Annotated in this window: 27 protein-coding genes and 1 pseudogene; 25 read left to right on the top strand and 3 right to left on the bottom strand. The window is 41.9% G+C overall.

Features of this window, described 5'->3' with window-relative positions:
- The first annotated feature begins 34 nt into the window (after positions 1–34).
- The 3 genes from JL57_RS26455 to JL57_RS26445 all read left to right on the top strand — a co-directional run bounded on the left by JL57_RS26455 (position 35) and on the right by JL57_RS26445 (position 3,514).
- Complete coding sequence (locus JL57_RS26455; RefSeq protein ID WP_291300607.1) at positions 35–910, top strand: ABC transporter ATP-binding protein; 876 nt, start codon at positions 35–37, stop codon at positions 908–910.
- Positions 874–2,667, top strand: coding sequence for a nickel ABC transporter substrate-binding protein (locus JL57_RS26450; protein WP_291300606.1), 1,794 nt, complete (start codon positions 874–876; stop codon positions 2,665–2,667). Before JL57_RS26455 ends, JL57_RS26450 begins: the two co-directional genes overlap by 37 nt.
- A gap of 91 nt (positions 2,668–2,758) precedes the next feature.
- Entirely contained in the window at positions 2,759–3,514 is a 756-nt protein-coding gene (locus tag JL57_RS26445) for a class I SAM-dependent methyltransferase (protein ID WP_034144884.1), read from the top strand.
- Positions 3,515–3,639: 125 nt separating this feature from the next.
- On the opposite strand, the gene JL57_RS35635 is transcribed toward JL57_RS26445, so the two are convergent.
- The 3 genes from JL57_RS35635 to JL57_RS26435 all read right to left on the bottom strand — a co-directional run bounded on the left by JL57_RS35635 (position 3,640) and on the right by JL57_RS26435 (position 4,614).
- The gene (locus JL57_RS35635) at positions 3,640–3,810 is read right to left on the bottom strand and encodes a hypothetical protein (protein ID WP_291300605.1); all 171 of its coding nucleotides are present in this window, start codon (positions 3,808–3,810) and stop codon (positions 3,640–3,642) included.
- Positions 3,811–4,049: 239 nt separating this feature from the next.
- Positions 4,050–4,358 carry a type II toxin-antitoxin system RelE/ParE family toxin gene (locus JL57_RS26440; RefSeq protein WP_034144883.1) on the bottom strand — a complete coding sequence of 103 codons (309 nt, stop codon included), beginning with the start codon at positions 4,356–4,358 and terminating at the stop codon, positions 4,050–4,052.
- Positions 4,345–4,614, bottom strand: coding sequence for a type II toxin-antitoxin system prevent-host-death family antitoxin (locus JL57_RS26435; protein ID WP_034144882.1), 270 nt, complete (start codon positions 4,612–4,614; stop codon positions 4,345–4,347). Before JL57_RS26435 ends, JL57_RS26440 begins: the two co-directional genes overlap by 14 nt.
- A 372-nt stretch (positions 4,615–4,986) precedes the next feature.
- Here JL57_RS26435 and JL57_RS26430 point away from each other — a divergent pair, with 372 nt between their 5' ends.
- From JL57_RS26430 to JL57_RS26325, 22 genes and pseudogenes are all read left to right on the top strand, one after another.
- A complete protein-coding gene (locus JL57_RS26430) occupies positions 4,987–5,763 on the top strand; it encodes a class I SAM-dependent methyltransferase (RefSeq protein WP_034144881.1) in 777 nt (258 codons plus the stop codon).
- A 48-nt stretch (positions 5,764–5,811) separates the two neighbouring features.
- On the top strand, positions 5,812–6,231 hold the full coding sequence (locus JL57_RS26425) for a DUF3842 family protein (RefSeq protein ID WP_034144880.1): 420 nt from the start codon (positions 5,812–5,814) through the stop codon (positions 6,229–6,231).
- 223 nt (positions 6,232–6,454) lie between these two features.
- Positions 6,455–6,862, top strand: coding sequence for a DMT family transporter (locus JL57_RS26420; RefSeq protein ID WP_366557112.1), 408 nt, complete (start codon positions 6,455–6,457; stop codon positions 6,860–6,862).
- Positions 6,863–6,897: 35 nt separating this feature from the next.
- Positions 6,898–7,656: a class I SAM-dependent methyltransferase gene (locus JL57_RS26415; protein ID WP_034144879.1), complete on the top strand. Its 759-nt coding sequence runs from the start codon at positions 6,898–6,900 to the stop codon at positions 7,654–7,656.
- A 74-nt stretch (positions 7,657–7,730) separates the two neighbouring features.
- Positions 7,731–8,669 (top strand): nickel ABC transporter permease, encoded by a 939-nt coding sequence (gene nikB, locus JL57_RS26410; RefSeq protein WP_034144878.1) that lies wholly within the window; start codon positions 7,731–7,733, stop codon positions 8,667–8,669.
- A gap of 1 nt (position 8,670) precedes the next feature.
- Positions 8,671–9,348, top strand: a complete 678-nt coding sequence (locus JL57_RS26405; RefSeq protein ID WP_291300603.1) for an ABC transporter permease — start codon at positions 8,671–8,673, stop codon at positions 9,346–9,348.
- A 20-nt stretch (positions 9,349–9,368) separates the two neighbouring features.
- Entirely contained in the window at positions 9,369–9,830 is a 462-nt protein-coding gene (locus tag JL57_RS26400; RefSeq protein ID WP_291300602.1) for a PDGLE domain-containing protein, read from the top strand.
- A gap of 84 nt (positions 9,831–9,914) precedes the next feature.
- Positions 9,915–10,724, top strand: a complete 810-nt coding sequence (cbiQ, locus tag JL57_RS26395; RefSeq protein ID WP_034144877.1) for a cobalt ECF transporter T component CbiQ — start codon at positions 9,915–9,917, stop codon at positions 10,722–10,724.
- On the top strand, positions 10,721–11,356 hold the full coding sequence (locus JL57_RS26390; protein ID WP_034144876.1) for an energy-coupling factor ABC transporter ATP-binding protein: 636 nt from the start codon (positions 10,721–10,723) through the stop codon (positions 11,354–11,356). Before cbiQ ends, JL57_RS26390 begins: the two co-directional genes overlap by 4 nt.
- A 247-nt stretch (positions 11,357–11,603) precedes the next feature.
- Positions 11,604–11,819 (top strand): tautomerase family protein, encoded by a 216-nt coding sequence (locus JL57_RS26385; protein ID WP_034144875.1) that lies wholly within the window; start codon positions 11,604–11,606, stop codon positions 11,817–11,819.
- A 284-nt stretch (positions 11,820–12,103) separates the two neighbouring features.
- On the top strand, positions 12,104–13,684 hold the full coding sequence (locus JL57_RS26380; protein ID WP_034144874.1) for a spore germination protein: 1,581 nt from the start codon (positions 12,104–12,106) through the stop codon (positions 13,682–13,684).
- A gap of 42 nt (positions 13,685–13,726) precedes the next feature.
- Entirely contained in the window at positions 13,727–14,824 is a 1,098-nt protein-coding gene (locus tag JL57_RS26375; protein ID WP_034144873.1) for an endospore germination permease, read from the top strand.
- Positions 14,821–15,990, top strand: a complete 1,170-nt coding sequence (locus JL57_RS26370; protein WP_034144872.1) for a Ger(x)C family spore germination protein — start codon at positions 14,821–14,823, stop codon at positions 15,988–15,990. The genes JL57_RS26375 and JL57_RS26370 overlap by 4 nt, the downstream gene beginning before the upstream one ends.
- Before the next feature lie 14 nt (positions 15,991–16,004).
- Positions 16,005–16,214 carry a hypothetical protein gene (locus tag JL57_RS26365; protein ID WP_034144871.1) on the top strand — a complete coding sequence of 70 codons (210 nt, stop codon included), beginning with the start codon at positions 16,005–16,007 and terminating at the stop codon, positions 16,212–16,214.
- Between the two features lie 57 nt (positions 16,215–16,271).
- Positions 16,272–17,369 (top strand): endospore germination permease, encoded by a 1,098-nt coding sequence (locus JL57_RS26360; protein ID WP_034144870.1) that lies wholly within the window; start codon positions 16,272–16,274, stop codon positions 17,367–17,369.
- On the top strand, positions 17,366–18,526 hold the full coding sequence (locus tag JL57_RS26355; RefSeq protein WP_034144869.1) for a Ger(x)C family spore germination protein: 1,161 nt from the start codon (positions 17,366–17,368) through the stop codon (positions 18,524–18,526). The genes JL57_RS26360 and JL57_RS26355 overlap by 4 nt, the downstream gene beginning before the upstream one ends.
- Before the next feature lie 1,960 nt (positions 18,527–20,486).
- Positions 20,487–20,696 carry a helix-turn-helix transcriptional regulator gene (locus JL57_RS26345; protein WP_034144909.1) on the top strand — a complete coding sequence of 70 codons (210 nt, stop codon included), beginning with the start codon at positions 20,487–20,489 and terminating at the stop codon, positions 20,694–20,696.
- A gap of 305 nt (positions 20,697–21,001) precedes the next feature.
- The gene (locus JL57_RS36695) at positions 21,002–21,133 is read left to right on the top strand and encodes a M56 family metallopeptidase (protein ID WP_366557111.1); all 132 of its coding nucleotides are present in this window, start codon (positions 21,002–21,004) and stop codon (positions 21,131–21,133) included.
- An 8-nt stretch (positions 21,134–21,141) separates the two neighbouring features.
- The gene (locus tag JL57_RS35625) at positions 21,142–21,642 is read left to right on the top strand and encodes a M56 family metallopeptidase (protein ID WP_366557110.1); all 501 of its coding nucleotides are present in this window, start codon (positions 21,142–21,144) and stop codon (positions 21,640–21,642) included.
- Between the two features lie 63 nt (positions 21,643–21,705).
- Entirely contained in the window at positions 21,706–21,951 is a 246-nt protein-coding gene (locus tag JL57_RS26335; protein ID WP_034144867.1) for a hypothetical protein, read from the top strand.
- The gene (locus JL57_RS26330) at positions 21,942–22,373 is read left to right on the top strand and encodes a PIN domain-containing protein (protein WP_291300601.1); all 432 of its coding nucleotides are present in this window, start codon (positions 21,942–21,944) and stop codon (positions 22,371–22,373) included. The genes JL57_RS26335 and JL57_RS26330 overlap by 10 nt, the downstream gene beginning before the upstream one ends.
- A 668-nt stretch (positions 22,374–23,041) precedes the next feature.
- Positions 23,042–23,581, top strand: a pseudogene (locus JL57_RS26325) (hypothetical protein); the annotation flags it as partial.

Raw genomic sequence — 23,581 nt, 5'->3', positions numbered from 1 at the left:
AAAAACACCGCTCTATGCCGTGGATGGTGTGGATTTGAGCCTTGAAAAGGGACAATCACTAGGGTTGATTGGAGAGAGCGGTTGTGGCAAAAGCACACTGGGTAAGCTGGTAACGGGCTTGGAAACACCGACCAGCGGAAGCATCTGCTTTGATGGGCAGGAGATATCCAATTTGAGATTTAATCAAATGCAGCCGATTCGGCGGAATATTCAAATGATTTTTCAAAACAGCTCGTCGATTTTCGACCCTCATTACACCATCGGTGCGACAATCTGCGAGACCATCCGAAATTATCAAAAGTTACCCGCCAAACAGTATTTGCAGCAAGCTGAGGAGATTCTGACGAAGGTGGGCTTGGATGGTTCATACATTCATCGCTATCCCTATGAACTGAGCGGAGGGCAACGGCAGCGTGCCAACATCGCACGGGCGTTGGTGCTGCACCCAAGCTTTGTGGTGTGTGATGAACCAGTTTCCAGCCTAGATTTTTCAATTCGAAGACAAATTTTAGATCTGCTCAATGAGTTGAGGGAAAGCTTTGGATTGACATATTTGTTTATCTCTCATGATCTTTCTACGGTCAAGTATGTGTGCAGTCAGATTGCGATTATGTATCTTGGCAAAGTGGTGGAATGGATTCAAACCACTGACCATTTCGAACAACGGATTTGCCATCCTTATACGAGTGCCTTGTTCGATTCTATTCCAGTAACAGACCCGAGCAAGCGGAAAAGCCGGAGAAACAGTCTCAATGGAGAGGCGTCGCTGCAGACGGCATACAGCCGGGGATGCCGGTTTTTTGAACGCTGTATGCATAGCAAGGAACGCTGCCGGGCTAAAGAACCGAAGCTTATACAAGTGGAAGAAGGGCATTGGGTGGCTTGCCACAGAATGCTTGGAATACATTGATAACCAGTTTAATTTCGGGTAAAGACCTGATTAAATTATATTCTTTAAGGAGGGGAAATCTGGCAAAGAAAACCGTGGGTAAGCAATTAAAGTATGAGCAAAGATGGAAAGGAATGGTTATAACAATGAAAAACACGAAGCAGGCAACAAAATTCTGCGCAATAATCATGGTCATGATGATGATTATGATGACTGGATGCACAGCTCAAAGCACCGCATCGAAGGCGAAATCTACAACCACGTCAAAACAGGCCACGAGTGAAAAAAATGTTACGGTTGCAATTTCCGGCGGCAGCACTCTCTTGAATCTAGACACTACTATTGCAAAAGGAGATATGTTGCCGTATGAGCTGATGTATGAGCCACTGGTCAAGTACGGCAAAGATGGGGCGTTCGAACCAGCGTTGGCAGAAAAATGGGAAATTAGCGAATCCGGCAAGGAATATACATTCCATCTTCGCAAGGACGTGAAGTTCTCCGATGGAACGAATTTCAATGCGGATTCCGTTTTGTTTAACGTGGGTCGCTGGGTAGGAAAGTCTGCAACAGCTTCGCTCAGCGTAGTCAACGAAATGGCCAATATTGAGAAAATCGATGACCACACCGTAAAAATGAGCTTTAAAAAGAGCTATTATCCCTTCTTGACCGAGCTGAGCTATCCGCGTCCCTGCCGAATGTTGGGTGCAAATTCAGTAGCAACGAGCGGCGATGTTAAAGCGGATTTTGTCAAGCCGATTGGTACGGGTCCTTGGATGCTTGAAAGATGCGTTGACGATGTAGAGATGGTCTTCGTTCCAAACCCCCATTACTATGGTGAAAAGCCAAAGATAGGCAAGCTTGTTTTAAAGCTTATATCGGATCCTCAGTCCCGAGTAATGGCACTTCAAAGCGGCGAGGTTGATTTTTCGATGGCTGACCTGCCTATGGAAAGCTTATCGGTTCTCAAAACAGATTCTAAATTGAAGACACTTGAGCGGGAAGGGACAAAGAGCTACCATTTGATGTTTAATTATGACAATCCCTTGTTGATGGATTTGAACGTGCGTCAGGCTGTGAACTATGCTATTGATAAACAGAGTATTGTCAATAATCTGTTCGATGGCTTAGTTAAACCTGCCAAAGGAATCCTGCCTAGCACAGTGCCCTACGTAAACGATGAAAACAACAAAAGCTATGATTACAACCTTGACAAAGCCAAGAAACTGCTTGCAGTGTCCGGTTATTCCGATTCTGATGGCGACGGTATTGTGGAAAAGGATGGAAAGCCTTTGCGCTTAAGCCTTGTTTTCCAAAACAGCGAATATCCTGAATGGAAGGTTCTTTGTGAAATGATTCAGTCTGAACTAAAGAAAGCGGGCATTGACATTGATCTTCAGCTTCGCGAAAAAAATGCGTATTATGATGCGATTTGGAAGAATCGGAACTATGACTTGGTTATCTATCGTACCTATGAAGACTCTTGGAATCCGCATGGTTTTTTGATGAGCCTTTATTACAAGCCTAAAAATGGGGCCACTGTAGGTTGGTACGATAAAACGCTCAATGGCTACCTCGATGAGGTTCTTGCAACAACCGATGAAACACAGCGTCAGCAGAAGTATAACCAGATTTTCAACCGGATGTATGAGCAGGCCGTCTGCGTACCGCTTTATTATCCGACGAAATTCTACGTCTTTAACGCCCGTTTGACCAATATTGAAAAGGCACCTACAGCTTATGAGGGGATCGAGTGGGATCGCCTGGACGTCACGAAATAAACCATTAAAATCTACTGAAAACTGGGCACGTTGGGGCTTGAACTAAACTCCGACGTGCCCAAATTAAAAGAATTTAAAGGAGAAAAGCAATGTGTATGAGCAAATAGAACAGCTCTGGACGGAGGATGCAATGGGCTACGATAATCTTGTAAAACGTCAGCTGGCCAATGTTAAAGACGTGAGACATTGGCAAACCGAGCTTAAAGCAGTGTTGGGCGACAAGTCGAGCTTAAATGTACTGGACGTAGGGTGTGGGCCGGGGTTTTTTACCATTATGCTTTCACGCTTAGGTCATCATGTAATATCCATCGATGGCGCAGAAGGAATGGTGAAATGCGCCGGACGTAATTTTGCAGCAGAGGGAATCGATGTCAACCTGTACTGTGGCGATGCCGTTGCTCTGAACAAAGAAAAGCAGAACTCTCTCGATGCGATTGTCTCCCGCGATGTTGTCTGGACACTGTACGATCCGCGCAAGGCCTATGAACGCTGGATGGAAGTGCTCAAACCCGGTGGCCTAGTGGTTGTTTATGATGGAAACTATAGAAGAGATGTGCATTCTTATAAAACTTCTATTTGGAAAGCAATGTCTAATATAGTGATATTTTTTACCGAATGGCGAATTCCAAAAAAAGCGGAGCATCATGATAAGGACATTTTTACAGAGCTTCCGTCGGTGACAGTGGAACGTCCTGCAATGGATCGCGACATTCTCGAACAACTTGGGTATGAGATCGTTACGATCGAGGATGATTCCTATCGCAACAGCTTCAAGAAAATGGAGTACTGGAAATATGGATATCAAGGCAAAAAGTTTAAAATCGTAGCGCGAAAGCCAAAATTGTAAGGACGCACGATCATAGGTATTATTTACCTATGATCGTGCGTCCTATTTAAATGGATGTTATTTATGGATTAAATTTTGTCAATAATAATTGACAAAATTCGCTCTTCTACACTTGGGATTTCACTCTAAACGTTATACTGCGAGGCAACAAGTTCTATATAGATTCCTTCTTTACCTATCAATTCATCATGACTCCCTGACTGAACGACATGCCCCTTACTAAGGACCACTAGCTTGTCCGCAGAGAGAATGGTGGACAGACGGTGGGCGATGATTATAGTTGTGCGGTTTTTCATAAGACGTTCCAAGGCTACTTGAATAGCGCTTTCGCTTGCTGCATCGACACTGGAGGTTGCTTCATCAAGAACAGAGGAAGACCCCCTTGTAGGGTCAGACCTCCATGGCCTTGTTTTTCAGTATTTACTCAAGTAGGCAAGCTCCAATATGCTGTCTTGAGTTATCTGAAAAGTACCATTCTCCAATACTTTGATATTTTCCTGTATTTAAACCTGATTTTATTGTAAAACGTTCAGTTTTACTTAAACAGCTTTGAATATTCTCTTGAACCGTGGACAATGTGATAAACATAAACGGTATTGCCTATCAGTCTGTAAAAGCAAACATACTTGCCGCATACAAGCATTCTGTACTCTTGCAGTCTCAGTTCCTCGTCAGGAATGTAGGGACAGGATAACGGATACTGTTCAAGACGTTCAAGAGAGGAAAAAATCTTATCGGTTATATTTCTTGCTGAATTTACGCCGACTGCATGAAGATGATATTCTGCAATTTCATCAAGCTCCGCCCAGGCAGGCGACAAAATCTCTATTTTAATCTTTTGCATTGTACTTTTCCTCAAGCCGTTTCTTTGCATCGCTCAAAGAAACGGAAGGCTCTCCGGACAGCCTTGATTGCTCCGCAATCATTAATTTGGAACGTAACCTTAGAATTTGTTCTCTTTTTTCGAAAGCCTCAATGCTCATGACAACAAGATCTCCCTCTCCGTTTTTTGTGATGTAAATCGGCTCATCCACCTCATGGGCGAGTGAAGAAATTACGCCGTAATCATTTCTAAGTGTTGTAGAAGATTTAATAATCATAAATGACACCTCTCAAAGTATATTATTCTGCTATTATTATACGATAATTCTTGTTAATTATCACCCTATGCAGATAATATATTTGCCAGTTCTGGTGATAGCAATCAAGGTTGTGTGGTAATTAAGTAAAACGAATATTATTTTGAAATAACAAACTAAGCAGGTATTTAGGAATGGTTTGTAGAATTAAGTGAAAAATAATATTGTAAAGCAGAACCATGAAGGTGTTTGCAAAGACCATGGAGGTTTGACTCATTAGAGTCGACTTTATGGTCTTTATTTATTTTTAGGGGGCAGTAATTTATGATGTAAAAACGCATTGAGGCTTGTCCGACATCTGAAAAAAAAATTAGAGAAATGGAGAGAAAAGCGATGCAAATGCAAAATCGGATTAAAAGCTACTGGGAGGGAGAAGCTTCCCGCTACAGTGAAGGAATATGGAAGGAGATGAATAGCTTCAAGAAACAAGCATGGGTAAATTTGATTGATGAGTATAGACCTGCAGGAAGTTCGTTGAAGGTGCTGGATATTGGCACTGGCCCAGGATTTTTTGCCATGCTTACAGCTGAGATGGGACATAAAGTGACTGCCACCGATTGCACACAAAACATGCTGAATGAAGCGCAAAACAACCTCCGGCAAATAGGTGTGGCGGCCGAATTATTTTTAATGGATTCGCATGCTCTTTCTTTTGCAGATAATTCTTTCGATCTGATTCTATGCAGAAATCTGACTTGGACTCTTTGCGACCCGCAAGCGGCCTATCGGGAATGGTATCGGGTTCTAAAGCGGGGTGGACGATTGTTGGTTTTCGATGCTAATTGGAACTTACGATTAAACGACCCTGAAAGACAGGCGAAATATCTGGAAGACATGGCAGAGGCTGAACGGAGGGGTATTCATCGTAAAGGACATGTAGATCCTGAGGAAGGAGACAGGATAGCGAAAGAGCTCTATCTGAGTACCCGCCTTCGTCCTCATTGGGATGTCGGAGCACTGATCGACGTTGGGTTCAAGGAAATATTTATCAATACGGATATTACTGACCGCATTTGGGATGAAGAAGACAAGGTTGTTTATAAGTCGACCCCGATGTTCCTAGTAGGTGGAGAAAAATTACAAAAATTAACATATTGTGAGCATGCTTGAAGGCGAACACCTTCCCCGTATATATTGAGAAGGAATGAGGAGGGTATGATGCGGATAGCAGTTATTGATGGACAGGGCGGAGGCATTGGCAAACATATTGTAGAGCAGTTACGCAAACGAATCCCCGAACTGGATATCCTTGCGCTGGGAACGAATGCACTTGCTACCGGAGCAATGTTGCGCGCCGGGGCCACAGAAGGAGCTTCAGGGGAGTCCGCGATTTGTTATAATGTAGACCGGGTAGACATTATTGTAGGATCGATTGCGGTTATGATGGTCTATGGTTTGTTGGGGGAAATAACTTCTACAATGGCTACGGCTATTTCTGCTAGTAAAGCAGCCAAATTATTTCTTCCGATACAACGTGGAAACATTCTACTCGTGGGAGTCCCCCGTAGCCCTCTGCCCCACCAGATTGAAGCCCTGGTGAACGAAGTGGAGGAACGACTTAAGGTTAACCCTTCATGATTTATTAAACGTATGGTCATTCCTATGATTGCGGTCATGCACGATCTTAATTTGGCATTGCGCTTTTCAGATAAATATATTTTACAAGAGGAACTGTTTAACAGGAATTTGCGAACAATTGTCGAATACTATAAAAAATAATATTGCAGAGCAAGACCATGAAGGTGTTTGCAAAGACCATGGAGGTTTGACTCGTTAGAGTCAACTTCGTGGTTTTTTTTATTTGTTAGGGGGGAGCGCCTACCCGGCAATCAAATTAGGGTATGATTTTTTTAGCATACCGTCAAATGACAGCTATTCCAAATTGTTATTTGCTGGATATCGTTTTTTACTTGCTGGCCTAATTTTAATGATGATACAGAAGGTTATGGGAAAAAAAGTAATGCCTAAATTGTTATCAGATTTTAAGGGCTTTACTCTTTTAGGATTTGTGCATACGCTTCTGCAATATGTTTTTCTTTATATCGGTATGGCCAATACTACCGGGGTGAAGAGCTCTATACTCGGTTCGGTAGGGGTTTTTATAAGCGTTATCCTTGCCCACGTTATTTATAAGAATGATAAGCTGTCCTTAAATAGAATGGTAGGCTGCATTGCATGTGTAGGCATCTGGATTGTTAACCGTAAATGAACACGATTATTTACATGAATGGAGGATAATGAATTATGGAAGAGCTTTTAGAAAAGGTAGAACAGTATTGGGATAAGAGGTCAGACGGTTATTGCCAAATAAACTTAGAAGAGCTAGACAGCTATAAAAGAGACGCCTGGACAGATCTAATCAATGAGTATGCTCCAAAAGTATCAGGAAGAAAGTTAAAGGTCTTAGATATCGGTACAGGTCCCGGTTTTTTTGCGATACTAATGGCCAGTTGCGGATATGAGGTTTCCGCTGTTGATTATACAGAGGCGATGCTCAAAAAAGCGAAAAATAATGCTAGCAACTATAAAAATAGTATTACTTTTAGAAGGATGGATGCCCATAAGCTGGATTTTGAAGATAACACATTTGACTTAATAGTGACTCGCAATCTTACCTGGAATCTTGAAAAGCCTGATCAAGCTTATAGAGAATGGTATAGAGTATTGGCACGTGGTGGCAAATTACTAAATTTTGATGCTAACTGGTATTTGTATTTACATGATGCTCAAAAGAGAAAAGAATATGAGCAGGACAGATTGAATTCAAAGGTAAGAGGTATGAAAGATCATTATACCAGCACAAATACGAAAGTGATGGAAGAAATAGCAAGAAATCTGCCCTTGAGTAAGGAGCATAGGCCTGAATGGGACACAAAAGAACTGCTTACAATTGGTTTTAAAAAGATAATGCTGGAAGTGGAAATCGGAAATAGGGTGTGGGATGAAGAAGAAAAAGTAAATTATGGATCGACACCTATGTTTATGATTGGAGCAGAGAAATAATTTCACCTACCACTACCATCTGCTATGAAAATGTTCAGGCTTTAAGGAGCTCGTTGAGGGGAGCAAGAAACAAGTTGCGGAAGTACATCATGAAAAGGTTACTGCAGTTGATTCCAGTTTTATTGGGAATTACATTCTTAACATTTACATTGACCTATCTTTCCCCGGGTGACCCAGCAGAGCTTATGCTTAATGCCACAGGGGTGACGCCAACTCCGCAACTTGTAGAACAGGTGAGAGAGGGAATGGGGCTGAATAAGCCGTTTCTAACTCGCTATTGTGAGTGGTTAACGGGTGTAATACAAGGCGACTTTGGCGTCTCGTATCAATATGGCAGACCTGTATCCGATGTAATAATATCAAGGTTGCCAGCTACTCTTAAGCTTGCCGGGACATCACTGTTACTGATGATGATCATCGTACTGCCGCTGGGCATTATATCAGCGCTGTACATGAATAAGGCCTTAGATTACATCATTAGAATACTGTCCTTTGTAGGAATATCAATGCCGAGCTTTTGGCTGGGCCTGTTGTTAATGTATATATTTTCGGTTAAGCTCAAAATTTTACCGATCATGGGAAACTCAGACTGGACAAGCATCCTATTACCAACGGTCACTCTGGCGATGGCAATGGCCTCAAAATATACCAGACAGCTGAGGGCCGCTATCCTGGAAGAAATAGGTCAGGATTATGTCATTGGTGCTAAAGCCAGAGGCCTTAAAGATAGATCCATATTATTAAAGCATATCCTACAGAAATCATTAATACCAATTGTCACTTTATTAGGCTTATCTGTAGGTTCATTATTGGGAGGGGCTGCCATAGTTGAAACAATTTTTGTTTGGCCAGGCGTGGGTAAATTGGCGGTTGAGGCTATATTTAGCAGGGATTATCCCCTGATCCAGGGCTATGTCGTTTGGATGGCGGTCATCTATGTAGTAGTTAATATGCTGGTGGATATTTCCTATCAACTGTTAGATCCCCGTATCCATTGGGAAAAGGGGGGGTGATGTGGAAGAGCTTATTGCAGTTCTAAGAAAAAATAAATCATTTGTTTTTTTCTCGGCCTTAGCACTGTTACTGGTGGTCATCAGTGTGTTTGCGCCATACCTAGCGCCTAAAGACCCTCTTAAAAGCAATCTGGCCCATGCGCTGCAAGGTCGAAGTGCTGAGTTTCCACTCGGAACGGATCAGCTGGGCAGATGCCTACTGTCAAGACTATTATATGGTGCACGAACTTCTTTAAAAATGACCTTTTGTTTGGTTGGCATTGTACTCGTAGTTGGTACGGCAATCGGTACAGTGGCAGGATATTTGGGCAGAAGAGTCGATACCATCATTATGAGAATTTCTGATATTTTTCTGGCATTTCCTGGCCTGGTTTTTGCGATTGCCATTGCCGGAGTGCTGGGAGCCAGCTTGATGAATGTTGTGATAGCACTGGCTGCAGTGAGCTGGACTAAATACACTCGGGTAAGTCGGAGCTTAGTCATGGCTGTCCGAGAAAAAGATTATATCCAGGCGGCTAAAATGGGAGGCGCTAAACAGTATCAAATCATTCTTAAGTATATCTTGCCCAATATAATACCAGCGCTTATTGTAATGGCGGCGATGGACATAGGCGTTATGATGCTTGAAATATCAGCTCTTTCATTTTTGGGTCTGGGAGCTCAGCCACCGAAGCAGTAGAGGGCCTTGTCACAGCAGCTGTGGTAACGTATATTTGGAACTCACGGCCGGAAATTATTGCGAGAGCCGCCTCGGGAGAAGCTATAGGCAATGTATCCATAAAAAGGGTTGTTGCAGGACTCGTCATAGTTGCGGTGATGACAGGAGTCGGGTTATCCTGGTTTGCTTCTTCCAATCCTGATGGCTTGGAATGGGCCATGATCAAGACTGCTGGTACAGCCGAACTGGAGGCACCTGATGGCCTACATCAGCAACTGTCTGACCTACAGGCGAAAACATCCTTTTTGCCGGATTATTCCTTTAAGGCACCAAAAAATGAAATGGAACAAAGTGCTGGAGAAGCCGAAGAAGCGTGGCCTGCCGTAAGTGGTGGAACGAGTACAGCGGGATTAGTCGGTGGCGGGATGACGCTTGCCTTAGCCGGCCTTGTAGGTGCAGGCATCAGTTTGCTGAAGCGAAGAAAAATTAGAGCAAATTCGTAAATTCTTCGTTTAGTTAGGCAGCCAGCCTTGTTCTAAGAGATATTTTTAAGTTATATTTTATACTTATAGATTTGGATTGTTGATATGGCAAACATCATGAATTCATTGTACAATATGCGGCTGCTTGATGATCTGGCCCGGCAGGAAACCGTGATACGCAAGCTACACCCTCTCATAAAATTTTTAACCACAGTTAGTTTTTTAACTGTGGTTGTATCCTTTGGAAGATATGAGATCTGCGGATTGCTGCCGTTGTTCTTATACCCGGTGATGGTCTTTACTTTGGCTGAACTTCCAATTAAACCGATTCTTTTAAGGATTTTACTTGTTTCACCGTTTATTATTGGAATAGGTATCCTAAACCCATTCTTCGACCATCAAATCTATTTGCTGGGTGGAAGAGAAATCTCAAGAGGCTGGATTACCTTCCTTTCTATTTTGATCAAGAGCGGATTAACAGTCACCGCCGCCCTGCTTCTTATTGCTACTACGGGAATGGACCGGCTGGCAGGGGCCTTGAGGATGTTGAAAATCCCGCGTATATTTGTGCTTCAACTGCTCTTGACCTATCGATATATCTCTGTGCTGATGGAGGAGGTAGCTCGGACTTTAAGAGCATATTCACTAAGAGCTCCGGAACAGAAAGGGGTTCATCGAAGTGCTTGGGGATCATTGGCAGGGCAACTAATCCTTCGCACGTTTGACAGAGCCCAGCGTATTTACGAAGCCATGTGTTTAAGAGGGTTTGCAGGGGAGTACCATACAGGGGACTCTAGAGAAATTAGAGTCTGGGATTTGGCTTATTTGGCAGGATGGGTGTTTTTCTTTGCGGTAGCGAGGATTTACAATATTCCGATGTTAATAGGTTCAGTGATAACGGGAGTGATAGGATGAGTCATCATAAACTTGAGGCTAAGGATTTGCATTATAGTTATCCGGATGGGCATAAAGCGGTCAATGGAATGTCCTTTTGTATCTATCATGGGGAGTCAGTGGGAATCATAGGGGCGAACGGGGCAGGAAAATCGACGCTGCTGATGTTGCTCATGGGAGTTTTTGTCTATGATGATGTAGCCTTTGGGCCGCGTAATTATAAGCTTGACGAAAAGGAAGTCGAAAAGCGAGTCCTTCAGGCTTTGGAGTTGGTTGGAATCCTTCATTTAAAAGATCGCGCACCTTTCAAGTTATCAGGCGGAGAAAAGCGAGCAGCGGCTATTGCTTCGGTGCTTTCAATGCAACCAGACATTTTGGTGATGGATGAACCCACAGCTGCTCTGGACCCGAAATCAAGGCGGAGGGTCATGGAACTGCTGACGAGCTTTAAACACACAAAAATTATTACAAGTCACGATTTAGATATGATCTTCGAGATGTGTGATCGGACCATCGTGATCAAAAACGGAGAGATTGCAGCAGATGGGGTAACCTCTGAAATTCTAGTCAATGCAGACTTGATGGATAAGTGTGGGCTTGAGGTACCATTGGCCATGCAGAACTGTCCTGTCTGCAGGACTAAGAAGATTTAGACGTGTCGTGGCGGGGTGTCGTGGGGACGGTCCTTTTGACACAAAAGGACCGCCCCACACGACATTTGTTCGTTGGATTGCACTACATATACTACAGATTCTGCATTTACATTTAGAGAGGGTATTTCTGCTAAATTAGGTAAAAACAAAAAGGACTAAAGAAGACAAAATAATTTACATGTTTTGTGGCTTTAATGGGGATTTTATATGAGAGTTAAGAAATGAATTAGCGGAGGTGCTTTTGTAAATGCCAATGATTAGTTTTGATGGACCTGCCCTGACCATTGATCAAAAGAGGAGCTTAATTCATGGAATGAGCCAAGCAGCTTCTCAAGCTTTAGGTATTCCGATGGCAGCGTTTACTGTCACCCTGGATGAGCACGAATATAGTAACATGGGTATTGGCGGCGAAGTGTTGACGGAAACTGTTTATTGGGATAAGTATAAAGCACTTAAGGATTAACATTATTAAATTATATCAATGAATGGAGCGGCCCCGTTGGGGTCGCTTTTTAATATGCCATAATATGCCATAATATGCGAACATGTAAGAGGTTTAATATTTAAAAGCGTGTAAAGGCAATGTAAGGGCACGTGTAAGATCAAGAGTGACGGCCCTTCAAAATTGTATCAAAAGGACCGTCCCCGTTACACGAAGACTAAGTAAATTAAGTTAAATTATATGATATACATAATACCACAATATATCCAAATAATAGAGGTAGAATGTTTCTTAAAAGGTGAATTATGTCTATTAAAAAATTATTAACAAAAATTAAAGCATTGAGTTCTGAGACCAGCAAGGAACAGAAAGAAGCTTCCTCCGGAAACCCTCAGTTATCAAAGAACATTGATGTAAACCTGAAATCCATTCAAGATCTTTTTGCTGGAACCAGCGATCTTATCACTAGGGAGTTCAAGCTAGGCAGTGAGCAGCAAGTAAAAGCCTTTGTGGTCATGATCTCAGGCCTTGTCAATGAGGCATCAGTTAATGAAAACTTCATGAAGCCTCTGATGTTCATTCGTAAAGATTTTAATAAAGATAATGCATTTACGCTTATTAAGGAATCGGTACTCTCGGTAGCTAATCTAAAAGAATCCCGCACTTTGGAGGAGACCATCGATAGCATTTTGTCTGGGGATAGTGTGCTATTCATTGAGGGGTCGGATATAGCGCTTATTGCCTCTATTCGTGGTTGGGAAGCCCGGGGAGTGGATGAGCCGAAAACCGATGCAGTTGTAAGGGGGCCACGGGAAGGCTTTGTTGAAAGCTTGGGCACAAATATGGCTCTCTTGCGCAGAAAAATCAAAAATCCAAATTTTAAATTTGAACCAATGAAAATTGGGAAACAAACCAAAACAGATATCTGTGTTGCTTATATTAAAGGTATTGCCAATGAAAAAATAGTCCAGGAAGTAAAAACCCGCCTTAATAGAATTGAGACAGACTCTATCTTGGAATCGGGCTATATCGAAGCATTTATCGAAGACCCCCCATTTTCTATCTTCCCAACAGTAGGAAACAGTGAAAAGCCCGATATCGTAAGTGCCAAATTATTAGAGGGAAGAGTGGCAATTCTAGTTGATGGAACACCTTTTGCTTTAACTGTTCCCTACTTATTCATCGAGGCCTTTCAAGCCAGCGAGGACTATTATTCTCGGCCATATTACGCAAGTTTAATTAGAATCTTTCGTTGGCTGGCCTTTTTCCTATCTACTTTCACACCTGGGCTATTTGTTGCAATTACAACCTTTCACCAGGAATTATTGCCTCCGGCCTTGCTGATAAGTATCGCCGCCGCCCAGGAAGGTACTCCTTTTCCAGCCATGGTAGAAGCTTTATTGATGCAAGTTATCTATGAAATAATGAGGGAAGCCGGAGTACGTTTGCCCAGGCCGATCGGGCCGGCAATAAGTATCGTAGGGGCCCTTGTCATTGGGGAAGCTGCAGTTAATGCTGGGCTGGTTGGTGCTCCTATGGTCGTTATAGTTGGCCTTACTGCGATCTCTTCTTTTGTAACTCCAGCTCTAGCCGATATAAATGCCCTGTCCAGATTCATCCTGATCTTTCTGGGAGGATTTGCCGGCTTATATGGCATTATGTTAGGTTTTATCGGTTTCATCACTCACCAATGCGCTCTTCGCTCTTTGGGAGTCCCCTACATGTCCCCTCTTGCACCGACAACCTTTTCTGACCTGAAAGATGTGTTTATCAGAGCTCCCTGGTGGGCCATGTTTACAAGGCCCCGCGTTCTAGGAGGGAACAACCCCACGAGACAAAAACCTTCCCTCATGCCAAAACCGCCTGAAGAAGGTTCCAAAAACTAGAGTCTATTTAACCATAGACAAATAGAAAGGTAGACCACCTGAATGTTAGAAGAAGGTAAAATCTCTTATAAACAATTGATTCTGCTTATTGTCATAAGCAGAATCTCTATTAACCTTACTTATAATCCGCACTTTACAGCTCCGCCGGAAAACCAGGATGTATGGCTGTCAGAACTCTTAAGCTTTCCTATTACATTATTCCTTTCTGTTCCTATTTATCTGCTCTGGAAGAAATTCCCGGACCAGACAATTATCCAGTACACCCAGACCGTGGCCGGCAAAGCCGGTAAATTGATAGGAATCCTTTATGTCTGGTTTTTTATTCATTTCTCAGCATTATCTTTAACTCAGTTTGGCAGCTTCCTTTCAACAGCTGTCATGCCCGAAACTCCTATCCTTTTTTTCGCGGTTTCTCTAATACTTTTATGTACCTACGCCGCCCGAAGTGGGATTGAAGTTATCAGCCGTGTGTCTGAATTTTGTGTACCCATTTTCTTAATTGGAATTATGACAATTGTTTTGTTTCTAACTAAAGATATGAACCTTAAAGCCCTAACCCCCATCTTGGAAAAGGGTACCCTGCCCGTACTTCAAGGTGGATTTACCATAGCAGCTAGATCGGTCGAAACGTTAGGGCTAGCTATGCTTTTGCCCTATTTAAACGACCGGAAAAAAGTAAAAACAATATTTCTGTTAAGTTTCGCCTTAATATCCTTGTTTTTTGTAATAATAACTATCTCAATAATAACTGCTTACGGATTTGAAGAAGCTAAAACCCGCACATTTCCCTTTTTTTCTGCAATTAAAATTATAAGTGTTGGTGATTTCTTAGAACGTATAGAATCAGTCCATATGGCGATTTGGACAATGGGTGTGTTTATCAAAGTATCATTATATTTTTATTTGGCTGTTCTGGGCCTAGGCCAGCTGTTTAATTTAAAAGACTATAAACCACTTGTTTTTCCAATAGGCACGGTAATTATCCCGTTAAGTATCTTGATAACACCCAGCATTGTCGAATTAAGGGAGTTTACTTCCTATAAGATCTATACCTGGTACGCCTTATTTTTTACCTTGTTCATTCCATCCCTTCTTCTTCTAACAGCTGTCATCAGGAAAAAAGGAGAAATGCAGAAATGAAGAGGCGGATTCTCATCCTTATAACTTCAATCTTACTCCTAGCTATGCTTACAGGCTGTTGGAACAGAAGAGAATTAACTGCTTTGTCTATTGTTCAAGCAATGGGTATTGACAGGACAGAAAATAATGAAATCAGCCTTACCTTTCAGCTTCTTTTACCTGGTGAGCTTAAAGTGAAGGGAGGGGGAGGAAAAGGGGTGTCGATAGTTACAAGTACAGGGGAAACCTTATTTGACGCTCTTAGAAATGCGGCCTTGGAATCGGATAGAAAGTTATATGGTGGTCACATCAAGGTTGTTGTGATTGGAGAAGAAGCTGCTAAAGCGGGAATTATCCCTCTACTTGACTTTGCAAGGCGGGATCATGAGTGGCGAGAACTTCCCTACTTTTTTATAGCCAGAGGAGGCACAGCCAAAGATATCATCAAGGGTGAACATGAACAGGAAAAGATTCCGGCAAAAGCAATGGAGAGCTTAGCCAAAGCGACTAAAGCCACATCCAAGCTGCCGAAAGTAAACTTACATGAAGTTCTTAAAACCCTGTCCAGTAAAACTACGGATATGATTGCTCCAGGTATTCAAGTTATAGAAAAGAAAATTGATAATAAAACAAAAAAAATAATTGAACTAGATGAAACAGCCATATTTAAAAAGGATAAGCTTGTCGGGTGGTTTGATTGGACAGAAACACGCGGACTTCTTTGGATTTTAGGGGAAGTCAAAAGCGGTATTATCGTAGTGGAATCACCTAAGGATGAGAAAAAGAAGGTTAGCCTGGAGATTCTCCGGGCGTCCAGTAAGGTTAAGCCTGAGATAACTGATGGCAAGCTGATGATTACTGTTGAAGTAAAAGAAGAAGGAAATCTTGGCGAACAAATGTCTCAAGTATACTTAACTAAGCCCGATACCTTTAAGGAACTAGAAGAAAAACAGGCTGCCGCTATCGAGGATGAAATCAATTCCGCCCTGCGTAAAGCCCAAGCATGGGGAGTTGATATATTCCAGTTTGGTGAGGCATTCCACCGTAAATTCCCTAAGGAATGGCCGGAACTTAAAGAGAACTGGGATGAGGAATTTAAAAAGTTAGAGGTTACAGTAGAAGTAGACGCAAACCTTCGCGGGGTCGGCATCAGTACTGCCCCTGCCATAGCAGCAGAAGAAGAGTAAAGGAGAAACGAAGGATGAAGGTTTTAGTTTTGATTCTTGTCTTTACCGGTATAGCACTTCTGGAAATCCCAGGGCTTCTTAAGAAAAAGCAATGGGCGGAACTCATCACTTCCTCTGTACTATTAGGTATTGGCTTCCTGCTAAGCTTGCTCCAAACAGTTGGAGTGAAAGTTCCAAATCCGAATAAAGGCATAGAGTTTTTAATCAAGCTAGTGTTTCAATAGGCTCTTTTTTGTTACTTGTTATCACTTTAAGTTTCTGATAATTGTGAGGTTTACACTATGATAGAAGGCGGCCGTATCTCTCCTAAACAGCTTATTCTCCTTGTCTTTATCAATAGGATAATCATTGCCATTACCTACCTCCCGGTCTTGATGGCTCCGCCGGCGAATCAGGATGCTTGGCTGTCAGTCGTGCTGATGGTTCCTATCGAATTGTTACTCTCCGGGCCAGTTTATCTATTAGCGAAGAGGTTTCCAGACCAAACCATTATCCAGTACAGCCAGACTATAGTGGGGAAAGCAGGAAAATTGATAGGGATCCTATATATCTGGCTTTTCATCCATTTTACTGCCATAACTTTATCTTACTTCTGCGAATTTTTTAACACTGCCTCGATGCCGGAAACACCTTTCCTTTTTTTTGCTATTTCTTTAATCATATTTGCTGCTTATGCAGCCCATAGTGGTATTGAAGTAGTGGGACGCATTTCTGAGATTGTTGCACCAATTTTTATGATTGCGATAATGATATTTGCCATATTACTTGTTAAAGAGATGGATCTTAAAGCCCTAACCCCTGTAATGGAAAAAGGATTATTTCCTTCACTTCATGGTGGATTATATGCCTCTACTCTAACGATAGAAATTGTAGGGATTGCCATGCTTCTCCCTTACCTCAATGACCAGCAAAAAGCGAAAGGCGTTTTTATATACAGTTTTCTGTTGATCAGCATCTTTTTTTTATTGATAACAATCACAGTCCTCTCTGTTTATGGAGCACAATTAGCTAAGAATCATACCTTTCCTTTCTTTAGTACAGTCCGGCAAATCAATGTTGCTGATTTTTTAGAACGTCTGGATTCTATTAACATAGCAATTTGGTCAATAGGCATGTATGTAAAGATAGCCTTTTATTACTATTTAACAGCATTTGGGACAGCCCAACTTCTTAACCTCAAAGATTATAAACCGCTTGTTCTTCCGGTCGGCAGTATTATTGTCCCGTTAACTGTATTAATATCACCCAACTATCTCGAAGTGAGGGAGTTTACCTCATACAGAATATTTACATGGTATTCTGTATTTTTCCTTTTAGTTATTCCATCGATCCTCCTTCTAACAGCTATAATTAGAAAAAAAGGAGAAAGACAGGGATGAAAAAGCGACTTCTTATTTGCATGACGATTATTTTACTCCTTTCTATGTTAACAGGCTGTTGGAATAGAAGGGAACTGGGTACTTTGTCTGTCGTTCAAGCTGTAGGTATTGACAGGACAGAAGATGACCAGATCAGCCTTACCCTCCAGATTCTTAAACCTGGTGAGGTTAAGAAGGAGGCAAAAGGCGGGAAATCGGTCTTTATAGTCACAACTAAAGGAAAAACGATTTTTGACGCCATCAGGAATGCTGCAATACAATTAGGCAGAAAGGGATTTTGGGGTCAAACTAAAGTTGTTATAATTGGTGAGGAAGAAGCTAAAGTGGGAATTGCACCCCTGCTGGATATGTATTTCCGTGATCATGAGGTTCGAGAGCAAATGTATATGTTTGTTGCCAGGGGCAAAGCTGCAGATGTTATTGAAGCAGAGCATGAACAGGAGAGGATTCCTTCCAAAGCAATCGAAAACTTAGCCAAAGCGACTTTTGCTACATCTAAGGTTCCAAAAATAAATCTATTAGATCTTATGAAAACCCTGGTAAGCAAAACTAGCGACCCCATTATTCCAGGCATAAAAACAATAGAACAGAAAGAAGATGGTGAAGTAAAAAAACTCCTTAAACTCGATGAGACTGCAATTTTTCAAGAGGATAAGCTTAAAGGATGGTTTGATCATAAAGAAACACGCGGACTTCTCTGGATTTTAGGTAAGGTAAAAAGCGGTATTGTTGTAGTCCAATCACCCCAAGACGAAACAAAGAAAGTAGGTTTGGAGATTATTCGGGCATCCAGCAAGCTTAAGCCTGAGATAACAGACGGCAAGCTGATGGTTACGGTTGAGGTGAAAGAAGAAGGGAATCTTGGCGAGCAAATGTCTCAAGTTGACTTAACCAAGCCTGATACTTTTAAAGAACTGGAAGAAAAACAGGCTGCTGTAATCGAGGAGGAAATCAATACCGCGCTGAGCAAAGCCCAAGCATGGGGAGTTGATATCTTCAAATTTGGTGAGGCATTCCACCGTAAATTCCCTAAGGAATGGCCAGAACTTGAAGAAAACTGGGATGAGGAATTTAAGAAAATAGAGGTTAATGTAATAGTAGATGCCAAACTTCGCAGACTCGGAATTAGTACTAAGCCTGTGAAAGCAGAAGAATAAACTTAATTGGTTCCCACCTCTCTGCAACATATATAATTACAGAAGACAAAATCCAGCAACATTTACCATAGTAAATGTTGTTTTTTATTATCTAATACTTGTTTAACAGCAATGATCACGTACACGGTAAAAATAAAGGCACTTAATGATAGGATTGTACCAAAATAGGAAAATGGCTGTGCCCCACACGTTACACCGTATAACCACAAGTCCAATAGAGACATATCCAAAATCCCTCCTGTCCATGACCTTAGTTAACTGAATATAGAGTAGACATTCATGCCAAGTTTAAACCTAATACTTCTGCTTCAACTGATTAAGACTTTCCGGACTTCCTTGATAACTTCCTCACGTGCCCCTTGTTCAACCATTAAAGAAAAGGCCTACAGCAGAAAACATAGTTAATAAAGCAAGCGGAAAAGGTACCTGAACCTCGAGAATTCTGAATAATAAAAATATATTAGAAAAAGTCGGATCCATTGCCTGCCTAATGTTAATACTTATTTACCTCCGGTAAGGGGAAAGTCCTTGTTGGGCAAGGTCTAACCAACCATCCATATCGAGTGTTGCGCCGAAACTGGTAACGGCTAGGTGAAGCTGGGCTTGGAGCATTTCCTGGCATGGATTCCTGTGTTCAGTTCGTAAACACCCACCTTATCGAATATTCAGAGGGAATGGCCGGCAAGCCGAGTGATTGATTTTTTTAGGAAGGGTTCGGAGGAGAAAATTGGATAACTTGTAAGAGATGGGTGCTGCTAAGGTAATGCAACGAAGAAGCCAATCCCATATCATCGTCGCATGATATGGGATTGGCTTCTTTATACGTATCAGATGTTATAGGGAGTATAAAGCTTTTATCGGCGGATAGTATAAGGCAATTGAAGCTCTTGCCTTCGCTTTTGCTGAGGTAACAAGCGCGAAAGCAGTGTTTTTGTGGAAGCCAAGTTTTCCATAATTTAATTAAACAATTAGAAAGTACAAGTTTTTAGTGGTCTCCCTTTACTTGGCTGAATATTGGATTGAAAAGCTCCGCTTAAGACACCCGATCTCGGCTTAGCTTACTCCAGTTGCACAGGAGTGCTGCCCGGGACATACTTGAATTCCATATCCTTTACGCCTCTCCCCACAAAGAGATGAAGCGTCTCGTCAGGGCACAGATCCCGAATCAGAGGGAATATAGCTCTCTTCCGGGGTAAAGCGGATATCGTCAAACCAGGTAGTATCGAAGAAAGACTTAGCAATGCTCAGGTTACGCTCGGAGTCAGGGATAAAGCTTTGCCGGTAAGCAATAGCATCGGGCAGGTCAAGATTGTACCAGCGGATTGTGCCGTATCCACCCTGGAGAAGGTGGTGTCCAGCCTGGCTCCGATGTTGACGATGGCAGCCAGGGATGAGCTTGGATGTAAGCGCGGATGGCATCACCGATTTTGCAGGCCCGCACCACATAGCAGATTGCCGCTGAACTCCCCAAAAACTTTAGCGATGCTGTCAAAATCATAAGCACAGTTTTAATGATATTGATAGCCTGCCGGTCGCAGAGAATGTCGGGATTTTTTCTCACTGGCGGTAACCCTTCCCCAAAGGGGTAGGAGCATGGTACTCTGAATGCTGTGGGCGTCCAGGGTGGGTTGGGTTTTTATGGTAGAGTCCTTTTTTCTTTTCTAATTAGGGGAGATGTCTCGCTTAAGAGATCCTTTGAGAGCATTTTTTCAGTTGGGGCGTCTTATAGTTTAATCCGCTTCCCTATTGAACATTTTTTTTCACTTGTTTTTGGCTTTTTCATTTTTACCACCCTTTCGGTAACCTTAGGAGAAATATAATTACTTCTAAGGTAATTATATCATTAAATAACTCCTATAGTATATTAATTTACTTCAGGAGTTATACTAATCTGGAAATGTATTTTTTTAGTATTCTTATTGATACAATCAAGCCAAAAGCCAGTGGAGTGTGCAGAGATATGGTTAGAATTAAACTGTCAGAGTTACTTGGAAAACACAAAATGAATCAGAAAACCTTATCCAGTCTAACCGGAATCAGACCTGCAACTCTGTCCAAAATGTATTATGAAGAGACCAAAAGGATCGAAGTCGACCAAATTGATAAAATCTGCGCTGTGTTTCAGTGCAAGATTGAGGATTTAATAGAATATATTCCTGAGGATAAATAAAACCGCTGTTTAGCGGTTTTATTTATCCTATGATTTGTATATTTTGCAACTAAGCAGGAATTTTAAAAAATATATCTAAATTTATAATTAAAATGTAAAGATAAGAAAAGAGATTTGTAATTTTGGTTCTACGATTGAGATGGTCGATTTGAGCAAGATACGTAATGTATCTGAAGATAAATATTTATAATAAGGATCTCAACTTTCGCACCCCGGTTGTGCGAATAAAACGTTGATATAACTGGGTAATTCACTGATTCAATGGTGCAATTGACAAAGTAAACTTTTCCTTATCCCTTGGTTTATTGGCGAGGAGGTCTCCTTTTGTCTTAGGTTTTCTTAAGCCTAATATCTATTTGCCGCCGGATTTTTCTGAAGGGGAAAAAAGCTATATCCTTAAGCATGAGGAAATACATATCCGGCGTTATGATATCTAATTAAACCCTTGGCCTATTTTTTGCTCTGCCTTCACTGGTTCAATCCCCTGGTCTGGCTGAGTTTTATCCTGATGACAAAAGATATGGAAATGTCCTGTGACGAGCAGGTTCTTAAGGAAATGGGCCAGGAAATCAAGCAGGATTACAGCCGCTCTCTTTTATCCCTGGCTCTCAGTCACAGGATGATCGGCGGCAGCCCCCTGGCCTTTGGAGAAAGCAGCGCCAAAAGCCGGATGAAAAATGCCCTGAATTATAAGCAGCCTACTTTTTGGGGAATGCTCGACGGGGCGGCAGGGATCTTGATCCTTTCCTTGGGCTTAATTTCCAATCCCGAAAGCTCTCAATCCGCTTCGGCAAATTTAAATCTTAATTATGCTGCCAAGATTTCGGCGGCCCAGGACCAGCTCATCATCAGAGTTCACGGCCAGGGAGCCTCCTTTATAACGGGGGAAGATTGGAGAAGTAGGATAATAATGGAATTATCGGATGCGATGTGTGTAAGTAATTGATGTGGCAGATATTGGTTATAGCGGTTATAATAGAGTAGAGAGCACAGAAAGGAGATTGATAATATGGCTAACGCATACGTTATTGATAGAAACTCAATTAAGCTTCCAAAGGAGGTTTCAGAAAAGCTGAAATTGAAGGAAGGAATGGAACTAAAGGTTATATCTGACGAAGTGGACGGGGTATTAATATTGAAGGTTGTTGAAGGGAAAAGCAAGGATTTTTCCGGTATTAAAGGGATCGGCAAAGAGATATGGAAAGATGTTGACGCACAGAAATATGTTACTCAGGAGAGAAACGAATGGAATTGAAGAAAGGCTTAAAGCTTTTTATAGATACGGCACCGATAATATATTTTATTGAGGAGCATCCGGTTTACATCGATGAAGTTTCCGATATATTTAACAGAACAGCTGAAGGAACTGTACAGGTGGTTACGTCAGTTATCACCTTGATAGAGGTTCTTGCAAAGCCATATATGCTTGGACAAAATGATATAGTGGACGTTTACAAGGATTTCTTTTCCAATTCAAAGGGATTCTCTGTTATGAGTATTGATACCAGTATCGCAGAATTGACTGCAAAGATAAGGGCAGAATTTGGGTTCAAGGTGCCAGATGCACTTCAATTGGCTATCTTTGAACATAATGATTGTGAGTATTTTGTAACCAATGATAAACAACTTAAGAGTTATGACAAAAATAGGATTTATATATTAGGTGAAAATAGTTGATATTGAAGGTATTATGAATGTTCCTTTAGGCAGCGCCGTCCATGGCGCTGTCCGTGTCTGAGTATGGGGCACGATACGTCGTAGAACAACGTATTCCCAAAATCTGAGAGAACATGAAAGTAGTAACCAGACTTCGGGAGTACGCGGGACGTTATATAAAATCGCGCGCGGGATCATCGCCACATCGTGTGGCGAATTTTAGAAAACATTATTTTTTAGCTTGGAAATTCTGGTGTTTAAGTTAGTTCCCCGGTATTGACAATCGCAGGTTTGCAAACGGTGTCCCTTCCAGAAGAATCGGGAAACTAACTTTGACCGGGTCGCTATTCGTATCTATATGCAGCGGGGAAATGTCTTTAAGTTGGTTATATGATAAAGCTAAATATTCCATTTCAAGATTAGAAAGCGCACTTATATGGAGAAATAAACTCTTGTTATCAAAAGCTGAAAGAAATAAAGGGTTATTTAAAAGATAAAAGTGATAAGGAAAATCAAAATAGAGAGAAATCTAAGTATTGTGAGGAATTGGTTGGGCAAAAAAGGATCAGTTGTAAGTGTTATGTGCAGAACTAGATGACGATTTTGCGAGAAAAACATCTCAGATGCAGGAGCTCAAAAATACTCTGACCTTTTTCAGATTAAGATGCTTAATTCAACCTAAAAACGAAATGATTCAGCAATATAAAATCATTGAAAAATATCTAAAACTGAATATTGACGGCTCCCGCGTTGGCTTGGAGCGTGGCGAGAGCAAAAGCAACTACTTCTGCACGCCCAAGGGTGCGAAAGTGATCGGCTGGGCCGGTGTGGATGGTATCCACTATTGCTTCGTGCGTGGCTTTGGCGAGATGGTGTTTGCCGTCAGCCCGATGAATACACCGGGAAACTATGTGCATCCGGTGGCAAGAGATTTTATGGACTTCCTGCAGCTCCTGCTGGCTTGCGGCGATGCTGCGGTACTGGAGCAGGTATACTGTTGGGATCAGGCGCAGTTTGACGCCTTCCTGCAGGACAATCCTCTCACCGGTGAACAGCAGGCTGTGCTGGATGCCATTCGGGAGAAGCTGTTGCTCGCGCCTATGGAGCAGCCCTTTGCTTATATCAAAGAGCTGCAGGCCGAGTTTGATTACAGTCGCATCAAATATACGGAAGATTACTATGAGTGGGTTCCTGTCGAGCCGAAGATACCCGAATGGAAGGTTTACTTT

This window comes from Desulfosporosinus sp. BICA1-9, assembly GCF_000802135.1.
This window is presented reverse-complemented; position numbering and strand designations above follow the sequence as displayed.

What these genes read in the sequence shown, in the direction of transcription:
- JL57_RS35635 (WP_291300605.1), bottom strand. Translation starts at nt 3,810, where the DNA reads ATGAAAAACCGCACAACTATAATCATCGCCCACCGTCTGTCCACCATT.
- JL57_RS26440 (WP_034144883.1), bottom strand. Translation starts at nt 4,358, where the DNA reads ATGCAAAAGATTAAAATAGAGATTTTGTCGCCTGCCTGGGCGGAGCTT.
- JL57_RS26435 (WP_034144882.1), bottom strand. Translation starts at nt 4,614, where the DNA reads ATGATTATTAAATCTTCTACAACACTTAGAAATGATTACGGCGTAATT.
- JL57_RS26430 (WP_034144881.1), top strand. Translation starts at nt 4,987, where the DNA reads ATGCAAATGCAAAATCGGATTAAAAGCTACTGGGAGGGAGAAGCTTCC.
- JL57_RS26425 (WP_034144880.1), top strand. Translation starts at nt 5,812, where the DNA reads ATGCGGATAGCAGTTATTGATGGACAGGGCGGAGGCATTGGCAAACAT.
- JL57_RS26415 (WP_034144879.1), top strand. Translation starts at nt 6,898, where the DNA reads ATGGAAGAGCTTTTAGAAAAGGTAGAACAGTATTGGGATAAGAGGTCA.
- cbiQ (WP_034144877.1), top strand. Translation starts at nt 9,915, where the DNA reads ATGGCAAACATCATGAATTCATTGTACAATATGCGGCTGCTTGATGAT.
- JL57_RS26390 (WP_034144876.1), top strand. Translation starts at nt 10,721, where the DNA reads ATGAGTCATCATAAACTTGAGGCTAAGGATTTGCATTATAGTTATCCG.
- JL57_RS26385 (WP_034144875.1), top strand. Translation starts at nt 11,604, where the DNA reads ATGCCAATGATTAGTTTTGATGGACCTGCCCTGACCATTGATCAAAAG.
- JL57_RS26380 (WP_034144874.1), top strand. Translation starts at nt 12,104, where the DNA reads ATGTCTATTAAAAAATTATTAACAAAAATTAAAGCATTGAGTTCTGAG.
- JL57_RS26375 (WP_034144873.1), top strand. Translation starts at nt 13,727, where the DNA reads ATGTTAGAAGAAGGTAAAATCTCTTATAAACAATTGATTCTGCTTATT.
- JL57_RS26370 (WP_034144872.1), top strand. Translation starts at nt 14,821, where the DNA reads ATGAAGAGGCGGATTCTCATCCTTATAACTTCAATCTTACTCCTAGCT.
- JL57_RS26365 (WP_034144871.1), top strand. Translation starts at nt 16,005, where the DNA reads ATGAAGGTTTTAGTTTTGATTCTTGTCTTTACCGGTATAGCACTTCTG.
- JL57_RS26360 (WP_034144870.1), top strand. Translation starts at nt 16,272, where the DNA reads ATGATAGAAGGCGGCCGTATCTCTCCTAAACAGCTTATTCTCCTTGTC.
- JL57_RS26355 (WP_034144869.1), top strand. Translation starts at nt 17,366, where the DNA reads ATGAAAAAGCGACTTCTTATTTGCATGACGATTATTTTACTCCTTTCT.
- JL57_RS26345 (WP_034144909.1), top strand. Translation starts at nt 20,487, where the DNA reads ATGGTTAGAATTAAACTGTCAGAGTTACTTGGAAAACACAAAATGAAT.
- JL57_RS26335 (WP_034144867.1), top strand. Translation starts at nt 21,706, where the DNA reads ATGGCTAACGCATACGTTATTGATAGAAACTCAATTAAGCTTCCAAAG.
- JL57_RS26330 (WP_291300601.1), top strand. Translation starts at nt 21,942, where the DNA reads ATGGAATTGAAGAAAGGCTTAAAGCTTTTTATAGATACGGCACCGATA.